The organism is Stenotrophomonas sp. RIT-551 (assembly GCF_026241915.1).
Lineage (GTDB): Bacteria > Pseudomonadota > Gammaproteobacteria > Xanthomonadales > Xanthomonadaceae > Stenotrophomonas > Stenotrophomonas bentonitica_A.
In genome coordinates this window covers 14,236-34,007 of the sequence record NZ_JAPJIU010000012.1, presented here as the reverse complement: position 1 = coordinate 34,007, position 19,772 = coordinate 14,236, and the positions used below count along the sequence as shown (strand labels likewise).

Here is a 19,772-nt window from a genome sequence, read left to right as displayed (position 1 = left end):
AGACAACGCCCCGCAGATGCGGGGCGTTGTCGTTTCAGGCAGGTGGCAGCAGGGGGGCCAGGATCGGCTCCAGCTGCGCCTGGCGCCAGCCGGCCAGCGCCGTGGGCCACTGGCGGCGTTCGATGTAGCTTTCCAGGTGCTTGCGCGAGGCCAGTACGCCGTCGGGCAGGCCGAGTTCGGCGCTGCGCGCGCTGACCGCATCCTGCAGCCGCTTGAGGGCCTGCTTGTTGGCATCGTTGGCCGGCAGCGCCAAAGGGGCTTCGGCTTCATCGGCAAGCGGGGTGATCAGCGCCTGCCAGACCTGCGCGGCGAGTTTGCGCGGGGCCTTGGGGAAGCCTTCCATCAGTTTGGACAGCGCATCCACATCGGCCGGCGGCGTGCGTGCCAGCACGGCGGCCAGTTCGTTGTCGAGCACCCAGCTGCGCGGCTTGTCGCTGGCACGGGCCTGCACGTCGCGCCAGCGCAGCAAGCGCAGCAGGCGCAGCTGTGCCGGGGTATCCATGAACTGCGCCGAGCGCATCGCCACATGCGGCCAACGCTCTTCATCGTGTTCCACACTGGCGAGCAGGCGCTCGGCATCGTCCTGCAGCCACTGGCGGCGGCCGAGTTCTTCCAGGCGTGCGTCGATGGTGTCGTGGATCTGGAACAGGTACTCCACGTCGTCGGCGGCGTACTCCAGCTGTGCCTCCGAGAGCGGGCGGCGCATCCAGTCCGAACGGGTTTCGCCCTTGGCCAAGGTGACGCCGGTGACCGCGGTGACCAGCTTCTGGTACCCCATGCCGCCGCCGATGCCGGCCAGCGCAGCGCCGATCTGGGTGTCGAAGAGCGGGCGTGGCAGCACGCCGCAGGCGACCTTGAAGGTGACCAGGTCTTCGCTGGCGCTGTGCATGATCTTGAGGATCGAGGTATCCGTCAGCCACGGGGCCAGGGCCTCGTTCATGCCGGGGATCAGCGGGTCGATGAGCAGGATTTCATCGCCGACCGCCATCTGTACCAGGGCCAGTTGCGGCCAGTAGGTGCGCTCGCGGATGAACTCCGTGTCCAGGCCGATGCGGGTGGGGCGCTGGCGGAAGCGCTCGTCCAGTTCCGCCGGGGTTTTGATCCAGTAAGCCACGTGGGATTCCATGTACTGCAAAGGGGTGCTCAGGTCGGGGAGGATAGCCTAACCCCGTGCCACGGCCGGCATGCCTGCGCAGTGCGATGAACGCCCGGGCCGCCAGCGGTCGCCGCCCGCGACGGTGGCGATTATGATGATCGCCTGTCCGCACCTGCGGCATGCCGCCTGGAACGCGACTGCACCCGGGGCACACGGCGTGTGGCAGGGCGCAGGCACTGCAAGACGATGCCATGCCCCAAGGACCCCCATTTGCGACCGTCAGGCACATTGCCGCTGCTGTTCACCGCACTGCTGGGGGTGCTGGCCGCCTGTTCGCCCGCGCCTGCGCCCGCCCCGGCAACCCCAGCGGCCACGCCCGCTGCGCCGCGGCCCACGCCCAGCGCACCGGTGGCGCAGGTCACCATCGGTGGCGAGGATGCGGCCGAGACGGTGGAGCGCTGGCAGCCACCTGCGGTCACCCTCGTCGACGGCGAAGCCGCGCAGGCACGCCGTGACGCCGCGCGCGCCTTCGAGGAAGACCGGCTGTACCGCAGCGCCGAGGATGCGATTCCGATCTGGCTGGCGCTGCTGCAGCGCGATCCCAAGGACAGGGTGGCCCAGGCCGGCCTGAAACGCGCCCGTCAGCGTCTGCTGCAGGAAGCGTCCGCCTTGTTGGACCGCCCGCTCAAGCAGCGTGAGGCGCTGGCCCAGGCCAGCGAGATGGCCCTGGTCCTGCTGACCCTGGCGCCCGACGATGCCAAGGTACGTGAGCTGCAGTCACGGGTGGAGATCGCCCAGCGCGTGGTGGCCTACAACCGCGCCGGTGAAGAGGATCTGCGTGCCGATCGCATCGGCGAAGACGGCGATGGCGCCATCCCCAATTTCCGCGAGGCGCTGGCGCTGGATGCGGACAATCCGCGTGCCCGGCAGGGGCTGGCCGCCGCAGAGAGCGCACTGATCCGGCGTGCGGAAACGGCCGCGCGGGCCGCTGACTTTGCGACCGCGGGAACGTGGCTGGCCGAAGCGGCCAAGGTGCGCGACTCTTCGATCACCATCGCCGATGCCTTCGAGCGCATCGAGAACATCCGCTCTGACACGCTGGCGCGGCTGCGCAACGAGGGCCTGCGTGATCTGGCCACGCCGCAGGGTCTCAAGCCGGCGCGGCAGAAACTGGAAGACGCCCTGCGCATCGCATTGCCCGGCGATCCGGTCGTGGGCCAGCTGCGCGAGCGCATCGAACTGGTCACCCATTACGGCAGCTTCCGGCCGCGGCAGGTGTTCAGCGATGCCCTGCGCGATGGTGGCCGCGGGCCCCAGATGATCGTGGTGCCGCACGGCGGGTTCCAGATGGGCGCCGCCGAGAACGAACTGGGCGCGACCGATGCCGAGAAACCCTCGCATTACGTGCGGTTCGAGCGCGGCTTTGCGATGTCGATCACCGAAGTGACGGTCGCCGATTTCCGCCGCTACGTGCAGGCCACCAAGGCCCGCCCACGTGCCACGCGGCGCGGGCATTCGATCGTGTACGACGAGCGCAGCGGCAACTTCGTCCGCCGCAGCGGCGTGGACTGGCAGTCCGATTACAACGGCGCCGAGGCGATCGCCAACCTGCCGGTGATGCACGTCAGCGTGCGCGATGCCGAGAATTACGCGACCTGGCTGTCCGAACAGACCGGACGCTCGTACCGGCTGCCCAGCGAGGCCGAGTTCGAATACGCGCTGCGCGCCGGCAGCAGTGGCCGCTACCCGTGGGGCGATGCGGGCACGCCGCCCGCGCGTGCCGGCAATTTCACCGGCGCCGAGGATGTCTCACCCTCCGGCCGGCACTGGTACAACGCCTTCGTCGGCTACGGCGATGGATACTGGGGCCCGGCGCCGGTGGGCAGCTTCGATCCCAACCCCTGGGGCCTGCACGACATCGCCGGCAACCTGAGCGAGTGGGTGGCCGACTGCTGGCATGCCAGTTACCGGCGGGCACCTGCCGATGGCGTGGCCTGGTTCAACCCCGGCTGCCGGCAGCGCGTGATCCGTGGCGGCAACTGGGCCAACGCACCGGCACAGACCCGCGCGGCGTGGCGGCAGTCGCAGGACTCGGACACCACCAGCGCCCGGATCGGCTTCCGCCTGGTCCGCGGCATCTGACCAGCGGCGCGCCGGGCCGGATTTTCACCCGGCCACCCACCGCGCGTTCTAGGATTGGCGCAGTGTCGGGCAGGGTGCCGCGGCCATCTCAGGAAGCAAGCGCATGCGCAACGATCCATTCGGCGGTCAGCAGCAGGGCCGCGCCCGGCGGCCGGGCCTGTTCGGCAACATCCGCTGGTGGGTACTGCTGGCCTTCGCCGGCTATGCCGCGTTCTACTGGTTCTCCAACCGTGCGGTGGATCCGTACACCGGCGAAAGCGTGTTGATCGACAGCTCGCTCGATGCGAGCCAAGAGAAGGCGCTCGGCCTGCAGGCCTACCAGGAAATCCTGGCCCAGGAGCGGCCGTTGGATCCCAATGCGCCACAGTCGCGCGAGATCCAGGCGATCGCCCAGCGCTTGATCGCCAAGGTGGACGTGGTGGAAACCGCGCTCGCCGAGGAACACGGACTGAAGCCTGCGCACTTCGCGCGTGACTTCGAATGGGAGGTCAACGTGATCCCCTCCGACCAGGCCAATGCGTTCTGCCTGCCGGGCGGAAAAATGGCGGTCTATACCGGGTTGATTCCGGTCGCGCGTACGGTGGATGCGATGGCGGTGGTGATGGGGCATGAGATCGCGCATGCCTTGCTGCGCCATGGTGCCCAGCGCATGGCCCAGCAGAAGATGACCCAGATCGGGCAGATGGCCGGCGCCGCCAGTGGCATGGACCCGCAACAGCAGCAGATGATGATGTCGGCGATGGGCTACGGCTACCTGTTGCCCTATGCGCGCAGCCATGAAACCCAGGCCGATGAAGTGGGCCTGATGCTGGCCGCCGCAGCGTGCTTCGACCCGCAGGAAGCGATTCCGCTGTGGGAGCGGATGGGGCAGGCCAGTGGCGGGCAGTCGACCTCGGAATTCGCGTCCACGCATCCCAACCCGGGCACGCGCATTCAGAACCTGCAGGCGTTGATGCCCAAGGCGATGCAATACCGGCAGAAGTTCTGCGAAAGCGCGGGGCGTTGAAGGCGAACGGCGTGGCGTGGGCGCGCTGGGTCAGCGCGCCGGTTCGTTGACCGTTACCTCGATCACGCCGTCCTGCACGCGTGCCTTGAGCGTATCGCCGGGGCGCACCTGTAGCGGCGAACGCACCAGGCTGCCATCGTCCTCGCGGGTCAGGATGGCGTAACCCCGCGCGACCGTGGCCAGCGGGCTGACCGCTTCCATCGAACGGGCGAGCGCGCGCAGGCGCAGGTTGTCGCGCTGCAGCTGGCGGCCGATTGCACTGTCCGCACGCGGCAGCAGCCGTTGCAGGCGCTCACGCAGGGCATCCAGCCGGCGCTGCGGGTGACCGCTGCGCAGTACAGCCGCGGCGTGGCGCAGATGGGCCAGGCGGCCCTGATGCTGTGTCGTCCACGCTGCGTGCAGGCGGCGCGCGACATCCTGCTGGCGGCGCTGCAACAGCTGCAGGCGTGATTGCGGGCTCTGTGCGTTGAGGCGCAGCAGGGCGCGGTCCGCGCGCTGCATCGCTTGCCCGAGGCTGTGCCGCTGCAGCTGTGCCAGGCGCGCATCCAGGCGGCGCACGCGCAGCAGCAGGTCGCGCTGGTCGGGTACCAGTAGTTCGGCCGCGACCGAGGGCGTGGGCGCACGCAGGTCGGCGGCGAAATCGGCGAGGCTGAAGTCGGTTTCGTGACCCACCGCAGAGACCACCGGTGTCTGGCTGGCGGCAATCGCGCGGGTCAGCTGCTCGTCGTTGAACGCCCACAGATCCTCCATCGAGCCGCCGCCGCGGGTCAGCAGGATCACATCGTAACGGCCGCTGGCATCGGCCGAACGCAGCAGCGAGGTCAACTGCGCGGCGGCGCTGTCGCCCTGCACGAGGCTGGGCAGCAGGTCGACCTCAAGCATCGGGAAACGCCGTTCCAGCACGCTCAGCACGTCACGCACCGCCGCGCCGGTGGGCGAGGTGATCACCGCCAGGCGGCGCACATGGGCCGGCATCGGCCGCTTGCGCTCGGGCGCGAACAGGCCCTCGGCCTCCAGCCGCGCCTTGAGCTGCTCGAAGGCGCGGCGCAGGGCGCCTTCGCCGGCTTCTTCCATGTGGTCGAGCACCATCTGGTACTCGCCGCGGGCTTCGTACAGGGTCAACCGGCCCCGCGCGAGCACGCGCATGCCTTCGCGCGGCACGAACTTCAGCCACTGGCTCTTGGGCTTGAACAACGCCGCGCGGATCTGCGAGCGCGCGTCCTTCAGCGTGAAATACATATGGCCTGAGGCCGGGCGGGTAACGCTGCCCAGTTCGGCTTCCACCCAGATCAGCGGGAACGCGCCTTCCAGCAGGTCGCGGGCCAGGATGTTGAGCTGGCTGGGCGTGAGAATCTGCGCGCTGCGGTCCATGGGGGGCATCAGGCCAAACGGTACGAACGGGGGGCCATGGTCGCACGTCGGCGGCGATGCTTCATCCCGCGGTGGCGCGGTCGGCGTGCTGCTGCAGGGCCCAGGCCACATGCTCGCGCACGATCGCCGAAGGGTGCTCGCGCCGTGCCTGCAGCGCGGCCAGGGTCTCGGCATGGGTCGGCGCATTGCCCAGCGCCACGGCGATGTTGCGCAGCCAGCGTTCATGCCCGCTGCGGCGGATCGGGCTGCCTTCGGTGCGGCGCAGGAACTCGTCTTCTTCCCAGGCGAACAGCTGGGCAAGCGAGGCGGTGTCCAGGTCATTGCGCGCGCGGAAATCCGGCTCGTCGGTGCGCTTGGCGAACTTGTTCCAGGGGCAGACCAGCTGGCAGTCGTCGCAGCCGTAGATGCGGTTGCCCATTGCGGTGCGCATCTCCTCGGGAATCGCACCGTCATGTTCGATGGTGAGATAGGAAATGCAGCGGCGTGCATCCAGGCGGTGCGGGGCGATGATCGCCTGGGTCGGGCAGACATCGATGCAGCGCGTGCAGGTGCCGCAGTGCGCGCTCGCGGGTGTATCCACCGGCAGCGGCAGGTCGATGTAGATCTCACCGATGAAGAACCACGAACCGCCCTGCTTGTCGATCAGGCAGGTGTGCTTGCCGATCCAGCCCAGCCCGGCATTGCGCGCGAGGGCGCGCTCCAGCACCGGGGCCGAATCGACGAACACGCGGTAGCCGAAGGGACCGATCTCGGCGGCGATGCTGTCGGCGAACTTCTGCAGCCGGTTGCGCATCAGCTTGTGGTAATCGCGGCCCAAGGCGTAGCGCGCTACGTAGGCGCGGTCGCCATCATGCAGGGTGTTCCAGGCTTCGGCGTCATCCTTGTGGCCGTAATCCATGCCGACCGAGATCACCCGCACCGTGCCCGGCAGCAGTTCATCCGGCCGCGCGCGCAGGGTGCCGTGCCGCGCCATCCACTCCATCGTGCCGTACAGGCCCTTGCCCAGCCAGTCGGCCAGGTGGGCTTCGTCCTCGCGCAGATCGATCCCGGACACGCCGCAGCGCTGGAAGCCATGCACGCGCGCGATCGCACGGATGCGGTCGGCGGCGCGGGCCAGGTGGACGGGGGCGGGGAGGGGGACGGCGGACATGGCCTGGGCGGAAACGGAGCCTGGGAAGGGCGCGGCAAGGCTGCGCCTGGGCGACAAGTATAGAATCCCGGCATGCCCGAGCTTGCTGAACTGTTCTATATCTCCGCCGCGCGCCGCCTGGATGCGCAGGCCAGCGCCCTGCTGGGCGATGGGGGAGCCTCGCTGATGCAACAGGCCGGCTTGGCCGCCTGGCACTGCCTGCTGGAGCGCTGGCCACAGGCGCAGCGCATCGGCGTGGTGGTGGGGGCCGGCAACAACGGCGGCGATGGCTATGTGCTGGCCGGTCTGGCCCGTGCAGCCGGCCGCCAGGTGACGGTGCTGCGGCTGGCGACCGATGCCCCGGCCACGACGTTGTCGCAGCAGGCCGAGCAGGCGTTCATCGCCGCCGGCGGTGCGGTAGCGCATTTCGATGGCGGCCTGCCGCCGGTGGACCTGCTCGTGGACGCGCTGTTCGGCATCGGCCTGAACCGCGCGCCAGCCGGTGGGGCGGCCGATCTGATCAACGCGATCACTGCCTCGGGCCTGCCGGTACTGTCGCTGGACGTGCCCAGCGGCGTGGATGCGCAGACCGGTAACGTACCGGGCGTCGCCATCCGCGCCACGGTCACGCTGCAGTTCATCGTGCGTCACCAGGGGCTGTATACCGGCGCGGCGCTGGAGCATGTCGGCGGGCGCCGGCTGGCCGCGCTGGAACTGCCCGCCGGCGCCGACCAGGGCGTGCAGCACAGCGCCGAGTGCTGGCAGCAACCACGCCTGCGCGCGCAACTGCCGGCCCGCCGCGCCAACACCCACAAGGGCGAATCCGGCCACGTGCTGTGCGTGGGCGGCAATCTCGGCAGCGGCGGCGCGGTGATGCTGGCCAGTGAATCGGCATTGCGCGCGGGCGCAGGGCTGGTGAGCGTAGCGACCCGGGCAGCGCATGTCGCACCACTGCTGGCCCGCCTGCCCGAAGCGATGGTGCATGCCGTCCAGGACGCGCAGGAGCTGCAGGCCCTGCTGCCACGCGCCGGAGTGATCGCGATCGGGCCGGGCCTGGGCCAGGACGACTGGGCCCACGAACTCTGGCGGCAGGTGCTGGCCAGCGGCAAGCCGCTGGTGATCGATGCCGATGCCCTGAACCTGTTGGCCAAGGCACCGCAGCCGCTCGGTGATGCGATCCTGACCCCGCACCCGGGCGAGGCCGCGCGCCTGCTTGGGTTGAGCACGGCGCAGGTGCAGGCGGACCGCTTCACTGCCGCCAAAGCGCTGGCCGACCGGTTCCACGCGGTGGTGGTGCTCAAGGGCGCCGGCAGCGTGGTCGCCGCGCCCGACTCGGTGCCGCGGGTGATCGCCGCCGGCAACCCCGGCATGGCCGTGGGTGGCATGGGCGACCTGCTCACCGGCATCATTGCCGCCCTGCGTGCGCAGGGCCTGGGCGCGTTCGATGCGGCCAGTACCGGCGCATTGCTGCACAGCCTGGCCGGCGATGCCGCCGCCAGTGACGGCCAGCGGGGCCTGCTTCCCACCGATCTGCTGGCGCCGCTGCGCCGGCTGGTCAATCCGGACGTTTGAACATGATCGAGTTTTTCCTCGCGCAGACCCAGGACACCGACCTGCTCGGGCAATGGCTGGCCGCGACCCGGCCGCCGCAGGCGGTGATGCAGCTGCAGGGCGACCTGGGGGCCGGCAAGTCCACCCTGGCCCGCGCCCTGCTGCGCGCGCTGGGCGTGCAGGGCGCGATCCGCAGCCCGACCTACACCCTGGTGGAACGCTACCCGCTGGCCGACGGGCACGAGGCCTGGCATCTGGACCTGTACCGGATCGGCAATGCGCAGGAGCTGGATTTCCTGGGGCTGGACGAGGGCAGCGCCTCGCTGTGGCTGGTCGAATGGCCCGAGCGCGGCGCCGGTGCGCTGCCGCCGACCGATCTGGAAGTCGCACTGGAGATCCATGGCCAGGGGCGGCGCGCCCGGCTCACGGCGACCAGTCCTGCCGGTCGCGAATGGCTCGAACGGCTCCCCCAAGGAGGCGACTTGCAGGCCCTTTCTGTCGGCTGACACTAGGAACCACCGGCAGGTTACGGATTATTAAGGGAAAAGGAGTTGCATTTCATTCAGCGCGGTGATTGAATCCAGACCCATGCCAATGGGGAAATCACTCACCGCCATCTGCACCGCCGTCGGACTCTGTCTGGCGAGCGCGCTGTCGTGGGCGGGCGAAGTCCGCCAGGTGGCCGTGGAGACCGGTGCGACCGGTACCCGTGCGGAGATTTCGCTGGCCGGCAGCGGGGGTTACAAGACCCTGTCCCTGGCCGGTCCGAACCGCCTGGTGGTCGATTTCCCGGACTCCAGCGCGATCCGCAACCTCAAACTGCCGGCGCCCAAGGGTGTGGTCACGGCGGTCCGAACCGGGCAGCCGGTGCCGGGCACGTTCCGCGTGGTGTTCGACCTGGCCGAATCGGTCGCGCCGTTCCGCCCGCAGATGATCAAGCAGGGGGATCAATCGCGGCTGGTGATCGAGTGGCCGGGCGATGCGCCGACGTCCACCCGCGTGGCCAGCGCGCCGAGCCCGACCCCGACACCTGCTGCTGCGCCGACGCCTGCGCCAGCGGCTTCCACGCCGGCCGCAGCCGCTCCGACCCCCGCGCAGGCCGCTGCCCAATCCGCACAGGCGCGTAGCGACGCCGCGCGCGCCACCGCCTTGCTGACCGCCTCGGTACGTCAGCAGGCCAGCGCCACCGTCGCCACCTCGGCACCGGCGCCGGGCCCGGCGGCGACCACCGCCACCACCGTCAACGTGGCCGCTGCCGGCACCGCCAATGCCGCCAGCAACAGCGCTTCACCGGCCGCCATCCTCGCCGGTCAGTCGACCACGGCCGTGGTCGCCAGTGCGCCGGTGCCCACCCCGGCGCCGACGCCGACCCCGGTGACGCCGCAGGAGAACCCGCGTCCGGCGATGCCCAGCGACGCCTCGCGCGTGAAGATGCGTGCCGGCATGCGCCCGCTGGTGATCGCGATCGACCCGGGCCACGGCGGCCAGGATCCCGGCGCGGTCGGCCCGACCGGCAAGCGCGAAAAAGACATCACCCTGGCAGTGGCGCGTGAACTGGCCCGCCAGGTCAACGCAACGCCCGGCCTGAAGGCTTACCTCACCCGCGACAGCGACGTGTTCATCCCGCTGCCGATGCGCGCGCAGAAGGCGCGCGCCGCCAAGGCCGACATGTTCATCTCGATCCACGCCGATGCCGCCGAGAACCGCGCGGCCACCGGTTCGTCGGTCTACGTGCTCTCGACCAAGGGCGCGTCCTCGCAGCGTGCGCGCTGGCTGGCCGACAAGGAAAACGCGGCCGATCTGGTCGGTGGCGTGCGCCTGCAGCAGACCGAAGGCACCCTGGCCAACGTGCTGCTGGATCTGGCCCAGAGCGGTTACATGAAGGCCTCCGAAGACGCTGCCGGGCATGTGCTGGGCGGCCTGAAGCGGATCGGCAAGAACCACAAGCCCAACATCGAACGGGCGAACTTCGCAGTGCTGCGCACCTCGGACATGCCGGCGATGCTGGTCGAAACCGCGTTCATCTCCAACCCGGATGAAGAGCGCCGCCTGATCGATCCGGCCTACCAGCGCCAGATCGCCGGGGCCGTGCTTGATGGCGTGCATACCTTCTTCAGCCGCCAGCCGCCGCCGGGCACCCTGTACGCTGCGCGCGCCCAGGCCGAGATCGACGCCGCCGGTACCGTGGCGGGCGGCAGCAAGTAAGCCCGCCAGCCACCGCCCGGCGCACGCTATCATCACGGGATGACGTCTGTTTCCCGAATCCCCCTCGCCGCTGCGCCCCTCACCTCCGTCAGCCGGAGGTGCGCATGAGCATCCGCCAGCTTCCCGAGATCCTGATCAACCAGATCGCCGCTGGCGAAGTGGTCGAGCGGCCCGCGTCCGTGGTCAAGGAACTGGTCGAGAACGCGCTGGACGCCGGCGCCACGCGGGTTGATATCGACCTGGAAGAGGGCGGCGTGCGGCTGATCCGCATCCGCGATGACGGCGGTGGCATTGCGCCGGAAGAGCTGCCGCTGGCGGTGTCGCGCCATGCGACCAGCAAGATCGCCAGCCTGGATGATCTGGAGTCGGTGGCCACGCTCGGCTTCCGCGGCGAAGCGTTGCCGTCGATCGCCTCGGTCAGCCGCTTCACCCTGAGCTCGCGCCGTGCCATCGACGAGCACGGCTCGGCGTTGCAGATCGAAGGCGGCCGGCTTGGCGAGGTGACCCCGCGCGCGCATGCGCCGGGCACCACCGTGGAAGTGCGCGAGCTGTTCTACAACGTGCCGGCCCGCCGCAAGTTCCTGCGCGCCGAGCGCACCGAGCTGGGCCATATCGAAGAGTGGCTGCGCTCGCTCGCGCTGGCGCGGCCGGATGTCGAGCTGCGCGTGTCGCACAACGGCAAACCTTCGCGCCGCTACAAGCCCGGCGATCTGTACTCGGACGCGCGCCTGGGCGAGACGCTGGGCGAAGACTTCGCCAACCAGGCGCTGCGCGTGGACCACAGCGGTGCCGGCCTGCGCCTGCACGGCTGGATCGCGCAGCCCCATTACTCGCGGGCCAGCACCGATCAGCAGTACCTGTACGTCAACGGCCGCTCGGTGCGTGACCGCAGCGTCGCCCACGCGGTGAAGATGGCCTACGGCGACGTGCTGTTCCATGGTCGCCAGCCGGCGTATGTGCTGTTCCTGGAGCTCGACCCGACCCGTGTCGACGTCAACGTGCACCCGGCCAAGCATGAAGTGCGCTTCCGCGATTCGCGCCTGATCCACGATTTTGTGTACCGCACGCTCAAGGAAGCGCTGGCGGAAACGCGCGCCGGCATGACCGCCGCCGGCACGCAGGTGCACGCCACGGAGAGTGCCGCGACCGCAGCGCCGGCCTACGGTCTGCCGTCATCAGGCAGTGGTGGCTATGCACTCGCCGGCAGTGCGGCCGGTGGTGGCGGTGGGGGTGGCATGGGCGGCGACTGGCGCCCGCAGCAATCGCCACTGGGCCTGCGCGTGGCCGATGCCCCTTCCGCCTATGCGGCGCTGTATGGCGCGCCCGGTGGCAACGCCGCCGGCGGCAGCCTGGCGCCGATGCCAACCGAAAGTGGTTTGCCGGTCACGGCGGCCGACAGTGGCGTACCCCCGCTGGGCTATGCGATCGCGCAGCTGCATGGCATCTACATTCTCGCCGAGAACGCCGAAGGCCTGATCGTGGTGGACATGCATGCCGCGCATGAACGCATCGGCTACGAGCGCCTGAAAACCGCACACGACGGCATGGGCCTGCATGCGCAGCCGCTGTTGGTGCCGATCACTCTGGCGGTCGGCGAGCGCGACGCCGATACCGCCGAACGCGAAGCGGAGACCTTGACCTCGCTGGGCTTTGAAATCACCCGCGCCGGCCCCGGCTCGCTGCACGTGCGCAGCATTCCCGCCCTGCTGGCCAATGCCGAGCCGGAGGCGCTGCTGCGCGATGTGCTGACCGACCTGCGCGAGCATGGCCAGAGCCGTCGCATCGCCAGCGCCCGCGACGAACTGCTGTCGACCATGGCCTGCCATGGCGCGGTGCGCGCGAACCGGCGCCTGACCGTGCCGGAAATGAACGGCCTGCTGCGCGACATGGAAATCACCGAACGCTCGGGTCAGTGCAATCACGGCCGGCCGACCTGGGCCCGTTTTTCGCTGGCGGAAATCGACCGCTGGTTCCTGCGCGGACGTTGAGAGGACGGTCATGAACAAGCACTGGGGAGTGTGGGCGGCCGTAGTGCTGCTGGCAGTGAGCGTGGCGGGGTGTGGCGAGAAAGCGGTGGATGCCCCTGCGAAGGTGGCGATCGATCCGGCCTTCGAGGCCGAACAGCAGCAGTGGCGCCAACAGCGCTACGAGGAACTGCATGCCGCCGACGGCTGGACCAGCCTGGTCGGCCTGCATTGGCTGCAATACAAAGCGCATTACATCGGTCGCGGCCCGGGCAGCGGCATCCGCCTGGCGGTCGGCCCGGACAAGCTGGGCATGGTCGCGCGCGAGGGTGACGCCGTCTGGTTCACGCCCGAGCGTGGGGTGGCGATGCAGGTGGATGGCAAGCCGGTCACTGGCCGCATCCGCTTCTTCAGCGATCGCGATCCGACCCCGACCGTCATCGCCTTCGATGACGGCAAGGGCCGGCTCAGCCTGATCCATCGCGGCGAGCGGTTCGCGCTGCGGGTCAAGCACGCCGACGCGCCTTCGCGGACGAACTTCACCGGCTTGACGTACTGGCCGGGCGGCGCGTCGTGGCGCGTCACGGCGCGCTTCGTGCCGCACCCGGCCGGCCAGACGCTGCCGATCGTGGACATCACCGGCCTGACCACGACCATGCCCAATGCGGGCGCCGTGGAGTTCGAGCGCGACGGCCGCACCTGGCGGCTGGAAGCCATCGGCGAGCCGGGTCGCGCGCTGTTCGTGATCTTTGGTGACCGTACCAGTGGTCACGGCAGTTATCCGGCCGGCCGTTATCTGGATCTGCCTGCGCCGGATGACCAGGGCCGCGTGGTGATCGATTTCAACCAGGCCTACAACCCGCCGTGCGCGTTCACGGCCTTTGCCACCTGTCCGCTGACGCCCCCTGAAAACCGCCTGGACCTGCGCGTGGACGCCGGTGAGCAGGCGTACCACGCCCCCGAAGGAGAGGCTTGAACATGTCGATGTTGTCGCGTCTGTTGTCCCCGTTGCTGATTGCTGCGGGCCTGTTGGCCGGCACGGTCAGCGCCGACGCGCGCCCGGTCGCGCCGCGTGCACCCGCAACCGCCAAGGCCAGCCCGCCGGTTCCACTGCTGTGGAAGGTCACCGGTCCGGGCGACAGCCGCGTGTACCTGCTGGGTTCGTTCCATCTGCTGCAGCCCACGGACTACCCGCTGTCGGCGGATGTCGACCAGGCCTTCGCCGCCTCGCAGCGGGTGGTGTTCGAACTCTCGCCGCAGGACATGGAGTCGCCCGAACTGGCGCAGAAGATGGTGCAGGCGGCGATGCGCACCGATGGCTCGGAACTCAAACGCGACCTCGATGCGGCCACCTGGACCCGGCTGCAGGCCTATGCGCAGGAAAACAAGCTGCCGCTGGCCCAGTTGCAGGGCATGAAACCGTGGTTCGTCGGCCTGACCATCACCCTGAGCCAGTTCACCAAGATGGGCCTGGACCCGGCGCTGGGGCTGGACCGGCATTTCATGACACGGGCCGCCAGCGCGGGCAAGGCGACTGCCGGGCTGGAGGATATCGACACGCAGATCGCGGTGCTGTCGGGCATGTCGGCCAAGGAACAGCAGCAGATGGTGGCCGAAGCCCTGGAGCAGGCCGGCAAGGGCGATGAAATGGGGCGCAAGCTGCACGATGCCTGGCGCCGCGGCGACGACAAGCTGCTGTGGACCTCGATGGCCACCGAGATGCGCGGCCAGTACCCGCAGCTGTACAAGCGCATCAACACCGACCGCAATGATGCCTGGGTGCCGAAGCTGCAGCAGCACCTGCAGGCCGGGCAGGGGGGCACGCTGGTGGTGGTCGGCACGCTGCATCTGCTGGGCAGCGATGGGGTCGTGGAGAAGCTGCGCGCCAAGGGCTACAAGGTCGAGCGCGTCTGCACCGGTTGCGCCAAGCCCAAGCGCTGAGGGCATCGGGCACAGGGGCGTCGACAGTGACGCCTGGCCCCGGAACGAGAAAAGGCGCGGCCCGGAGGCTGCGCCTTTTTCTTTTCTGCAGCGGAACCGGTCTCAGCGGCGGGTCTTGCCTGCGCCGGGCGCCGGGGTTTCCGGCTTCTTGCCGGTTCCCGTGCCGGTACCGGTACCGGTTCCGGTGCCGCCCGGGCGGCCGCCGAAGCCGGTGCCCATGTTGCGCTGGAAGTCCTGCCACATCTCCATGTTGCGCTCGGTCAGCTGGTTCATCATCGCCCACGGGGTCTGGCCCAGCAGATTGCCCATCTGCTGGCGGAACTGCTGCTGCTGGTCCAGGAAGACCTGCATGCTGCGCTCCAGGTAATTGCCCATGAAGCCCTGCAGCGAATCGCCATAGAAGCGGATCAGCTGGCTGAGCAGCTGGGTGGACAGCATCGGTTCGCCGTCCTGTTCCTGGTCGGCGATGATCTGCAGCAGCACCGAGCGGGTCAGGTCATCACCGCTCTTGGCATCGCGCACCTCGAAGTCCTCACCATCCAGGATCAGCTGGCGCACATCCTCTATGGTGATGTAGCTGGAGATTTCCGTGTCGTAGAGCCGGCGGTTCGGATACTTCTTGATAATGCGGGTCGCAGCCATGAAGCAGTCACTCATCACAGTAGGCGCGCAGCATGGCGCAGTGCAGCAGCCTATGCAACCGCCATAAGTAGCAAGGGCCCGCATTTATGTTGCGCAGCATAGGGTGCAGCAATTTGGCCCTTCGCCCGCCGTTGGCCCGCACATCCCGCCCGGTCCGCGCGCCCTCGGTGCATCGCCGCCCTTACCACCCCATGTGGTGGCCACCGTTGATGTCCAGGTTGGAGCCGGTGATCCAGGAGGCCTCCTCGTTGACCAGGAACGCCACCGCGTAAGCGATTTCCTCCGGCTTGCCGAGGCGGCCGGTGGGAATGTCGGCGATGATCTTGGCGCGCACTTCGTCCGGCACGGCCATCACCATGTCCGTTGCCACGTAGCCCGGAGAGATGGTGTTCACGGTGATCCCGAAACCCGCGTTCTCACGGGCCAGGGAAATGGTGAAACCGTGCATGCCGGCCTTGGCCGCCGCGTAGTTGGCCTGGCCGTACTGGCCCTTCAGGCCGTTGATCGAGCTGATCTGGATGACCCGGCCCCAGCCGCGGCGGCGCATCCCCTCGATCACCGGGCGGGTGACGTTGAACACCGAGTTGAGGTTGGTGTTGATGACGTCGTGCCACTGGTCCGCACGCATGCGATGGAACGTGGTGTCGCGGGTGATGCCGGCGTTGTTGATCAGGATCTCGACCGGGCCCAGCGCCGCTTCGACGGCCTGCACCATGCTTTCGGCCGTGTCCGGCTCGGATACATCGCCCGGAAAGATCGCCACATCGCAGCCGCGGGCCAGCATCTTCTCGCGCCAGGCCTTGGCCTTGGCTTCGTCACGGTAGTTGGTGGCGACCCGATGGCCCTGGTCGGCCAGGCGTTGGCAGATGGCAGTGCCGATACCGCCGGTACCACCGGTGACCAGTGCGACGCGAGATGTCATGAGCAGCTACTCCGAAAGGCAGGGCCAACAAGGGGGAACAGGATTCTGCAACATCAGCGAGCAAAAGGGGCAGCCCCGTCAGCCGCTTGCCGCATGGGGATGTCGCCCGGTGGCAATCGCACCGGATCGAAGCAGGCCGCCGCCTGGTGCAGCCAACTGGAAACGTCCTCGACACCCGCGCCGATCGCCGGGTCCTGGCCGAGCTGCGCCCAGGCCCGGCGCAGGGCCGGCAGCGGGTCGGCAGGGTCGATCGGCAGAGCGGCCTCGGACTTGGAGAGCTTGCGGCCATCGGGACCCAGCAGCAGCGGCAGGTGCAGGTAGCGCGGGGTCGGCAAGCCCAGCGCCTGCTGCAACAGGATCTGGCGTGGGGTGGAATCGAGCAGGTCCGCTCCCCGGACCACGTCGGTCACGTGCTGCGCGCCATCGTCGACCACCACCGCCAGCTGATACGCCCAGTAACCGTCGGCCCGGCGCAGCACGAAGTCGCCGACCTCGGCGTGCACGTCCTGCACGATCCGGCCCTGCAGGCCGTCCTCGAACCCCACCACGCTGCCGGGCGGTACCCGCAGCCTCACCGCCGGCTGCGCGCGCGCGGCGCGGGCCACGCAGTGGTGATGGATGCCGCCCTGCGCGGCCAGCTCGCTGCGGCTGCAATGGCAGGCGAACGCCTTGCCCTCGCGCAGCAGCCGGTCCAGCGCCGCCCGGTACAGCGCGCCGCGCTGGCTCTGGTGGACGATCGGCCCGTCACTGCACAGCCCGAAGGCGGCCAGCACGGCCAGTTGGCCGTTCACTGCACCGGGCACCGTTCGAGGAGGATCGACATCCTCCACCCGCACCAGCCAGCGGCCGCCGGCATGGCGCGCGAGCAGCCAGCTGCCCAGCGCCGCCAGCAACGAGCCGGGGTGCAGCGGGCCGGTGGGCGAGGGCGCGAAGCGCCCGCAATAGGAGGAATCGGACATGGACTATGAATCGTCGGTCAGTTTGCGACTTGAATTCAAGCTGAAGTCCCCGCAGATTTGCAGTCATCAACCTCCAACGAGCGTCCTTTTCCCATGTTCAGTCGCATTGCTCTCTTCCTTCTGACCAACTTTGCGGTGCTGATCCTGGCCGGCATCGTGATGTCGGTGGCGGGCGTCAATCCCAACCAGATGAGCGGCCTGCTGATCTTTGCAGCGATCTTCGGCTTCGGTGGCTCGTTCATTTCCCTGCTGCTCTCCAAGTTCATGGCCAAGCGCTCCACCGGCGCGGTGGTGATCACCGAGCCGCGCAACCAGACCGAACGCTGGCTGCTGGCCACGGTCGAGCGCCAGGCCCGTGAAGCCGGCATCGGCATGCCCGAAGTGGCCGTTTACGACGGTCCGGAGATCAACGCCTTCGCCACCGGCGCCAACCGCAACAAGGCGCTGGTCGCGGTTTCCACCGGCCTGCTGCACAACATGAGCGAAGACGAAGCCGAAGCCGTGCTCGGCCATGAAATCGCCCACGTCGCCAACGGCGACATGGTCACCATGGCCTTGCTGCAGGGCGTGCTCAATACCTTCGTGATCGTCCTGGCCCGCATCGTCGGTGGCTTCATCGACAGCGCCCTGTCCGGCAACCGCGAAGGCGGCGGCCGCGGCTTCGCCTACTACATCATCGTGTTCGTCCTGGAAATGGTGTTCGGCCTGTTCGCCACCATGATCTCCATGTGGTTCTCCCGTCACCGCGAGTTCCGCGCCGACGCCGGTGGCGCGCACCTGGCCGGCCGCCAGAAGATGATCGCCGCCCTGGAGCGCCTCAAGGTCAACCACGGCCAGAGCACCCTGCCGACCCAGATCGCCGCCTTCGGCATCGCTGGCGGCGCCGCCAGGAAGCTGTTCATGAGCCACCCCCCGCTGGACGAGCGCATCGCCGCCCTGCGCGCTGCCAACAACACCGTGGTGTGATCCGCACCGCGATGCGCTGACCAGAACGCCCGGCTTTCGCCGGGCGTTTTTGTTCCCACACACAACAACGGCGCCCGAAGGCGCCGTCGTCATGCAGACCAGAACCAGCCCGATCAGAACTTCGCGTCGAACTCCGCCGCGTAGCCCGTATTGACCAGCACCTTCTGCAGCGCATCGCTGATCTTCACATTGCCGGCAACGATCTGCTGGGTTTCCGGACCACGGCTGTCCATGCGGGCCGGCGTGGCGCCCTTGAAGTCGCATACGCGGCCACCGGCTTCGCGGACCAGCAGCACACCGGCGGCGATATCCCAGGCCTTCACGCCGGCCTCGAAATACGCATCGGCACGGCCACAGGCGACATAGGCCAGATCCAGCGCCGCCGAACCGGTGCGGCGCACATCTTCTGCCTGCACCAGCAGCGCATCGACGGCCTTCAGCTGTGCACTCGTGCGCTGGCGCTCACGCGGCGCAAAACCGGTATGGATCATCGCGCCGCCCAGATCCTTGCGTTCGGCAATACGGATACGGCGGTCATTGAACACCGCGCCGGCACCCCGGCTGGCGGTGAACAGCTCATTGCGGAGGGGATCGAAGATCACCGCGTCGATCGGCTCACCGTTCTCGACCAGGGCGATGGAGACGCAGTAATGCGGGAAGCCGCGCAGGTAGTTGCTGGTGCCGTCCAGCGGATCGATGACCCACATGTAACGGTTGACCGACTGCACGCCACCTTCCTCACCCATGATCCCGTACTCGGGATAGGCGCGCTTGAGTTCCTTGACGATGACCTTTTCCGCATCTGCATCGACTTCACTGGCATAGTCCATGCGGCCCTTCTGCACGACGTTCAACGCCTCGAGCTTGTTGATGTTGCGCAACAGGACGTTGCCGGCGAGGCGGGCGGCCTTGACCATGACGGTGACGGCGGGTTTCTGCATGGCGAAAAGCTCCCGTAAAGGCAGAGTAGGGGTTTGGCGGGGGAAAAGAGCGGTCCCGGCGCAGAGGCCGGCCGCACAGTTTACCATTTGTCGCTGTCCTGCTCGCATTTGGCCCGTTCATGTCCGTAGAAACCGCTCCCGCCCGCATCCGCTTCGTCCTGGTCGGCACCCAGCACCCCGGAAACATGGGGGCGGCCGCACGGGCCATGAAAACCATGGGGCTGGGCCGCCTGGTCCTGGTCGCGCCCGAGAAACCGCTGGATGAGGAGGCCTTCCGCCGCTCGGCCGGGGCCGAGGATGTCCTGGGCGATGCCCCGGTGGTGGCGACCCTGGCCGAGGCCGTGGCCGACTGCCGCTTCGTGCTGGGCTGTACCGCCCGCTCGCGCCGGGTCCAGCTGGAAGAACTGCTGCCGGCCGTGGCCGCCCAGCGCGTGCTGGCCAAGGCAGCCGAACCGGCCGAAGTGGCCTTCGTGTTCGGCCGCGAGCGCACCGGCCTGACCAACGAAGAGTTGCAGCTGTGCCATGCCGCCGTCCATATCCCGTCCAACCCTGAGTTCAGCTCCTTGAACCTGGCGGCCGCCGTCCAGGTCCTGGCCTACGAAGTGCGCATGGCGATCCTGGGCGCAGCCGATGCGCCGGTCGCCACGCCGGCCGAGCCCGGCTTCGGCGAAGCCCCGGCCAGCCATGCGCAGGTCGAAGGCCTGTTCGGCCAGCTTGGCGACACCCTGGATGAGATCGACTTCCACAAGGGCCGTGCGCCTGAATCGGCGATGCGCAAGCTGCGCCGCCTGTTCCTGCGCACCGAGCTGAGTGAACAGGAAGTGCGCCTGCTGCGCGGCATCCTGTCCGACGCACAGCGCATGGCGCGATTGGCGACCAACAAGCCTCTGTAAGCTGACGCAGTTCTCATTTTTTCGGGTAGTCTGTCTCGATTCCT

Annotated in this window: 17 protein-coding genes; 10 read left to right on the top strand and 7 right to left on the bottom strand. The window is 68.7% G+C overall.

Annotated features, from left to right (window positions below; genetic code table 11):
• Positions 1-34: 34 nt before the first annotated feature.
• Entirely contained in the window at positions 35-1,114 is a 1,080-nt protein-coding gene (gene rnd / locus ORK51_RS13980; protein ID WP_070471061.1) for a ribonuclease D, read from the bottom strand.
• 228 nt (positions 1,115-1,342) lie between these two features.
• Here rnd and ORK51_RS13975 point away from each other — a divergent pair, with 228 nt between their 5' ends.
• Positions 1,343-3,238 carry a formylglycine-generating enzyme family protein gene (locus ORK51_RS13975; RefSeq protein WP_429000680.1) on the top strand — a complete coding sequence of 632 codons (1,896 nt, stop codon included), beginning with the start codon at positions 1,343-1,345 and terminating at the stop codon, positions 3,236-3,238.
• Between the two features lie 103 nt (positions 3,239-3,341).
• Positions 3,342-4,244 carry a M48 family metallopeptidase gene (locus ORK51_RS13970; protein WP_019182802.1) on the top strand — a complete coding sequence of 301 codons (903 nt, stop codon included), beginning with the start codon at positions 3,342-3,344 and terminating at the stop codon, positions 4,242-4,244.
• A gap of 30 nt (positions 4,245-4,274) precedes the next feature.
• Here the strand turns inward: ORK51_RS13970 and xseA are convergent, their stop codons facing one another.
• Together xseA and queG are read right to left on the bottom strand one after the other, a co-directional pair.
• A complete protein-coding gene (gene xseA, locus ORK51_RS13965; RefSeq protein WP_156785684.1) occupies positions 4,275-5,615 on the bottom strand; it encodes an exodeoxyribonuclease VII large subunit in 1,341 nt (446 codons plus the stop codon).
• 61 nt (positions 5,616-5,676) lie between these two features.
• Positions 5,677-6,765, bottom strand: a complete 1,089-nt coding sequence (queG, locus tag ORK51_RS13960) for a tRNA epoxyqueuosine(34) reductase QueG (RefSeq protein WP_046273216.1) — start codon at positions 6,763-6,765, stop codon at positions 5,677-5,679.
• Positions 6,766-6,837: 72 nt separating this feature from the next.
• Here queG and ORK51_RS13955 point away from each other — a divergent pair, with 72 nt between their 5' ends.
• The 6 genes from ORK51_RS13955 (at position 6,838) to ORK51_RS13930 (ending at position 14,405) form a co-directional block, all read left to right on the top strand.
• The gene (locus tag ORK51_RS13955) at positions 6,838-8,316 is read left to right on the top strand and encodes an NAD(P)H-hydrate dehydratase (protein ID WP_266085250.1); all 1,479 of its coding nucleotides are present in this window, start codon (positions 6,838-6,840) and stop codon (positions 8,314-8,316) included.
• Between the two features lie 2 nt (positions 8,317-8,318).
• The gene (gene tsaE / locus ORK51_RS13950) at positions 8,319-8,801 is read left to right on the top strand and encodes a tRNA (adenosine(37)-N6)-threonylcarbamoyltransferase complex ATPase subunit type 1 TsaE (protein ID WP_019182806.1); all 483 of its coding nucleotides are present in this window, start codon (positions 8,319-8,321) and stop codon (positions 8,799-8,801) included.
• Between the two features lie 88 nt (positions 8,802-8,889).
• Positions 8,890-10,500, top strand: coding sequence for an N-acetylmuramoyl-L-alanine amidase (locus ORK51_RS13945; protein ID WP_266085328.1), 1,611 nt, complete (start codon positions 8,890-8,892; stop codon positions 10,498-10,500).
• A 104-nt stretch (positions 10,501-10,604) separates the two neighbouring features.
• Entirely contained in the window at positions 10,605-12,488 is a 1,884-nt protein-coding gene (gene mutL / locus ORK51_RS13940; protein WP_266085248.1) for a DNA mismatch repair endonuclease MutL, read from the top strand.
• Between the two features lie 10 nt (positions 12,489-12,498).
• Positions 12,499-13,440, top strand: coding sequence for a DUF1684 domain-containing protein (locus tag ORK51_RS13935; protein WP_266085246.1), 942 nt, complete (start codon positions 12,499-12,501; stop codon positions 13,438-13,440).
• Between the two features lie 2 nt (positions 13,441-13,442).
• Positions 13,443-14,405: a TraB/GumN family protein gene (locus ORK51_RS13930; RefSeq protein ID WP_070425555.1), complete on the top strand. Its 963-nt coding sequence runs from the start codon at positions 13,443-13,445 to the stop codon at positions 14,403-14,405.
• A gap of 102 nt (positions 14,406-14,507) precedes the next feature.
• Here ORK51_RS13930 and phaR read toward each other — a convergent pair whose 3' ends face one another.
• The 3 genes from phaR to gluQRS all read right to left on the bottom strand — a co-directional run bounded on the left by phaR (position 14,508) and on the right by gluQRS (position 16,928).
• A complete protein-coding gene (phaR, locus tag ORK51_RS13925) occupies positions 14,508-15,047 on the bottom strand; it encodes a polyhydroxyalkanoate synthesis repressor PhaR (protein WP_019182811.1) in 540 nt (179 codons plus the stop codon).
• A 181-nt stretch (positions 15,048-15,228) separates the two neighbouring features.
• A complete protein-coding gene (gene phbB, locus ORK51_RS13920) occupies positions 15,229-15,969 on the bottom strand; it encodes an acetoacetyl-CoA reductase (RefSeq protein ID WP_019182812.1) in 741 nt (246 codons plus the stop codon).
• Between the two features lie 53 nt (positions 15,970-16,022).
• Positions 16,023-16,928, bottom strand: a complete 906-nt coding sequence (gene gluQRS / locus ORK51_RS13915; RefSeq protein ID WP_070425554.1) for a tRNA glutamyl-Q(34) synthetase GluQRS — start codon at positions 16,926-16,928, stop codon at positions 16,023-16,025.
• Positions 16,929-17,021: 93 nt separating this feature from the next.
• Here gluQRS and htpX point away from each other — a divergent pair, with 93 nt between their 5' ends.
• The gene (gene htpX / locus ORK51_RS13910; RefSeq protein ID WP_019182814.1) at positions 17,022-17,894 is read left to right on the top strand and encodes a protease HtpX; all 873 of its coding nucleotides are present in this window, start codon (positions 17,022-17,024) and stop codon (positions 17,892-17,894) included.
• A gap of 113 nt (positions 17,895-18,007) precedes the next feature.
• On the opposite strand, the gene ORK51_RS13905 is transcribed toward htpX, so the two are convergent.
• Positions 18,008-18,835 (bottom strand): inositol monophosphatase family protein, encoded by an 828-nt coding sequence (locus ORK51_RS13905; protein WP_019182815.1) that lies wholly within the window; start codon positions 18,833-18,835, stop codon positions 18,008-18,010.
• Positions 18,836-18,954: 119 nt separating this feature from the next.
• On the opposite strand from ORK51_RS13905, the gene ORK51_RS13900 reads away from it, so the two are divergent.
• Complete coding sequence (locus ORK51_RS13900) at positions 18,955-19,728, top strand: RNA methyltransferase (protein WP_266085240.1); 774 nt, start codon at positions 18,955-18,957, stop codon at positions 19,726-19,728.
• The last annotated feature ends 44 nt before the right edge of the window (positions 19,729-19,772 follow it).

Excerpts from the sequence above, each read along its gene's own strand:
- ORK51_RS13975 (WP_429000680.1), top strand. The coding sequence starts at position 1,343 with ATGCCATGCCCCAAGGACCCCCATTTGCGACCGTCAGGCACATTGCCG.
- ORK51_RS13970 (WP_019182802.1), top strand. The coding sequence starts at position 3,342 with ATGCGCAACGATCCATTCGGCGGTCAGCAGCAGGGCCGCGCCCGGCGG.
- xseA (WP_156785684.1), bottom strand. The coding sequence starts at position 5,615 with ATGGACCGCAGCGCGCAGATTCTCACGCCCAGCCAGCTCAACATCCTG.
- queG (WP_046273216.1), bottom strand. The coding sequence starts at position 6,765 with ATGTCCGCCGTCCCCCTCCCCGCCCCCGTCCACCTGGCCCGCGCCGCC.
- ORK51_RS13955 (WP_266085250.1), top strand. The coding sequence starts at position 6,838 with ATGCCCGAGCTTGCTGAACTGTTCTATATCTCCGCCGCGCGCCGCCTG.
- tsaE (WP_019182806.1), top strand. The coding sequence starts at position 8,319 with ATGATCGAGTTTTTCCTCGCGCAGACCCAGGACACCGACCTGCTCGGG.
- ORK51_RS13945 (WP_266085328.1), top strand. The coding sequence starts at position 8,890 with ATGGGGAAATCACTCACCGCCATCTGCACCGCCGTCGGACTCTGTCTG.
- mutL (WP_266085248.1), top strand. The coding sequence starts at position 10,605 with ATGAGCATCCGCCAGCTTCCCGAGATCCTGATCAACCAGATCGCCGCT.
- ORK51_RS13935 (WP_266085246.1), top strand. The coding sequence starts at position 12,499 with ATGAACAAGCACTGGGGAGTGTGGGCGGCCGTAGTGCTGCTGGCAGTG.
- ORK51_RS13930 (WP_070425555.1), top strand. The coding sequence starts at position 13,443 with ATGTCGATGTTGTCGCGTCTGTTGTCCCCGTTGCTGATTGCTGCGGGC.
- phaR (WP_019182811.1), bottom strand. The coding sequence starts at position 15,047 with ATGGCTGCGACCCGCATTATCAAGAAGTATCCGAACCGCCGGCTCTAC.
- phbB (WP_019182812.1), bottom strand. The coding sequence starts at position 15,969 with ATGACATCTCGCGTCGCACTGGTCACCGGTGGTACCGGCGGTATCGGC.
- gluQRS (WP_070425554.1), bottom strand. The coding sequence starts at position 16,928 with ATGTCCGATTCCTCCTATTGCGGGCGCTTCGCGCCCTCGCCCACCGGC.
- htpX (WP_019182814.1), top strand. The coding sequence starts at position 17,022 with ATGTTCAGTCGCATTGCTCTCTTCCTTCTGACCAACTTTGCGGTGCTG.
- ORK51_RS13905 (WP_019182815.1), bottom strand. The coding sequence starts at position 18,835 with ATGCAGAAACCCGCCGTCACCGTCATGGTCAAGGCCGCCCGCCTCGCC.
- ORK51_RS13900 (WP_266085240.1), top strand. The coding sequence starts at position 18,955 with ATGTCCGTAGAAACCGCTCCCGCCCGCATCCGCTTCGTCCTGGTCGGC.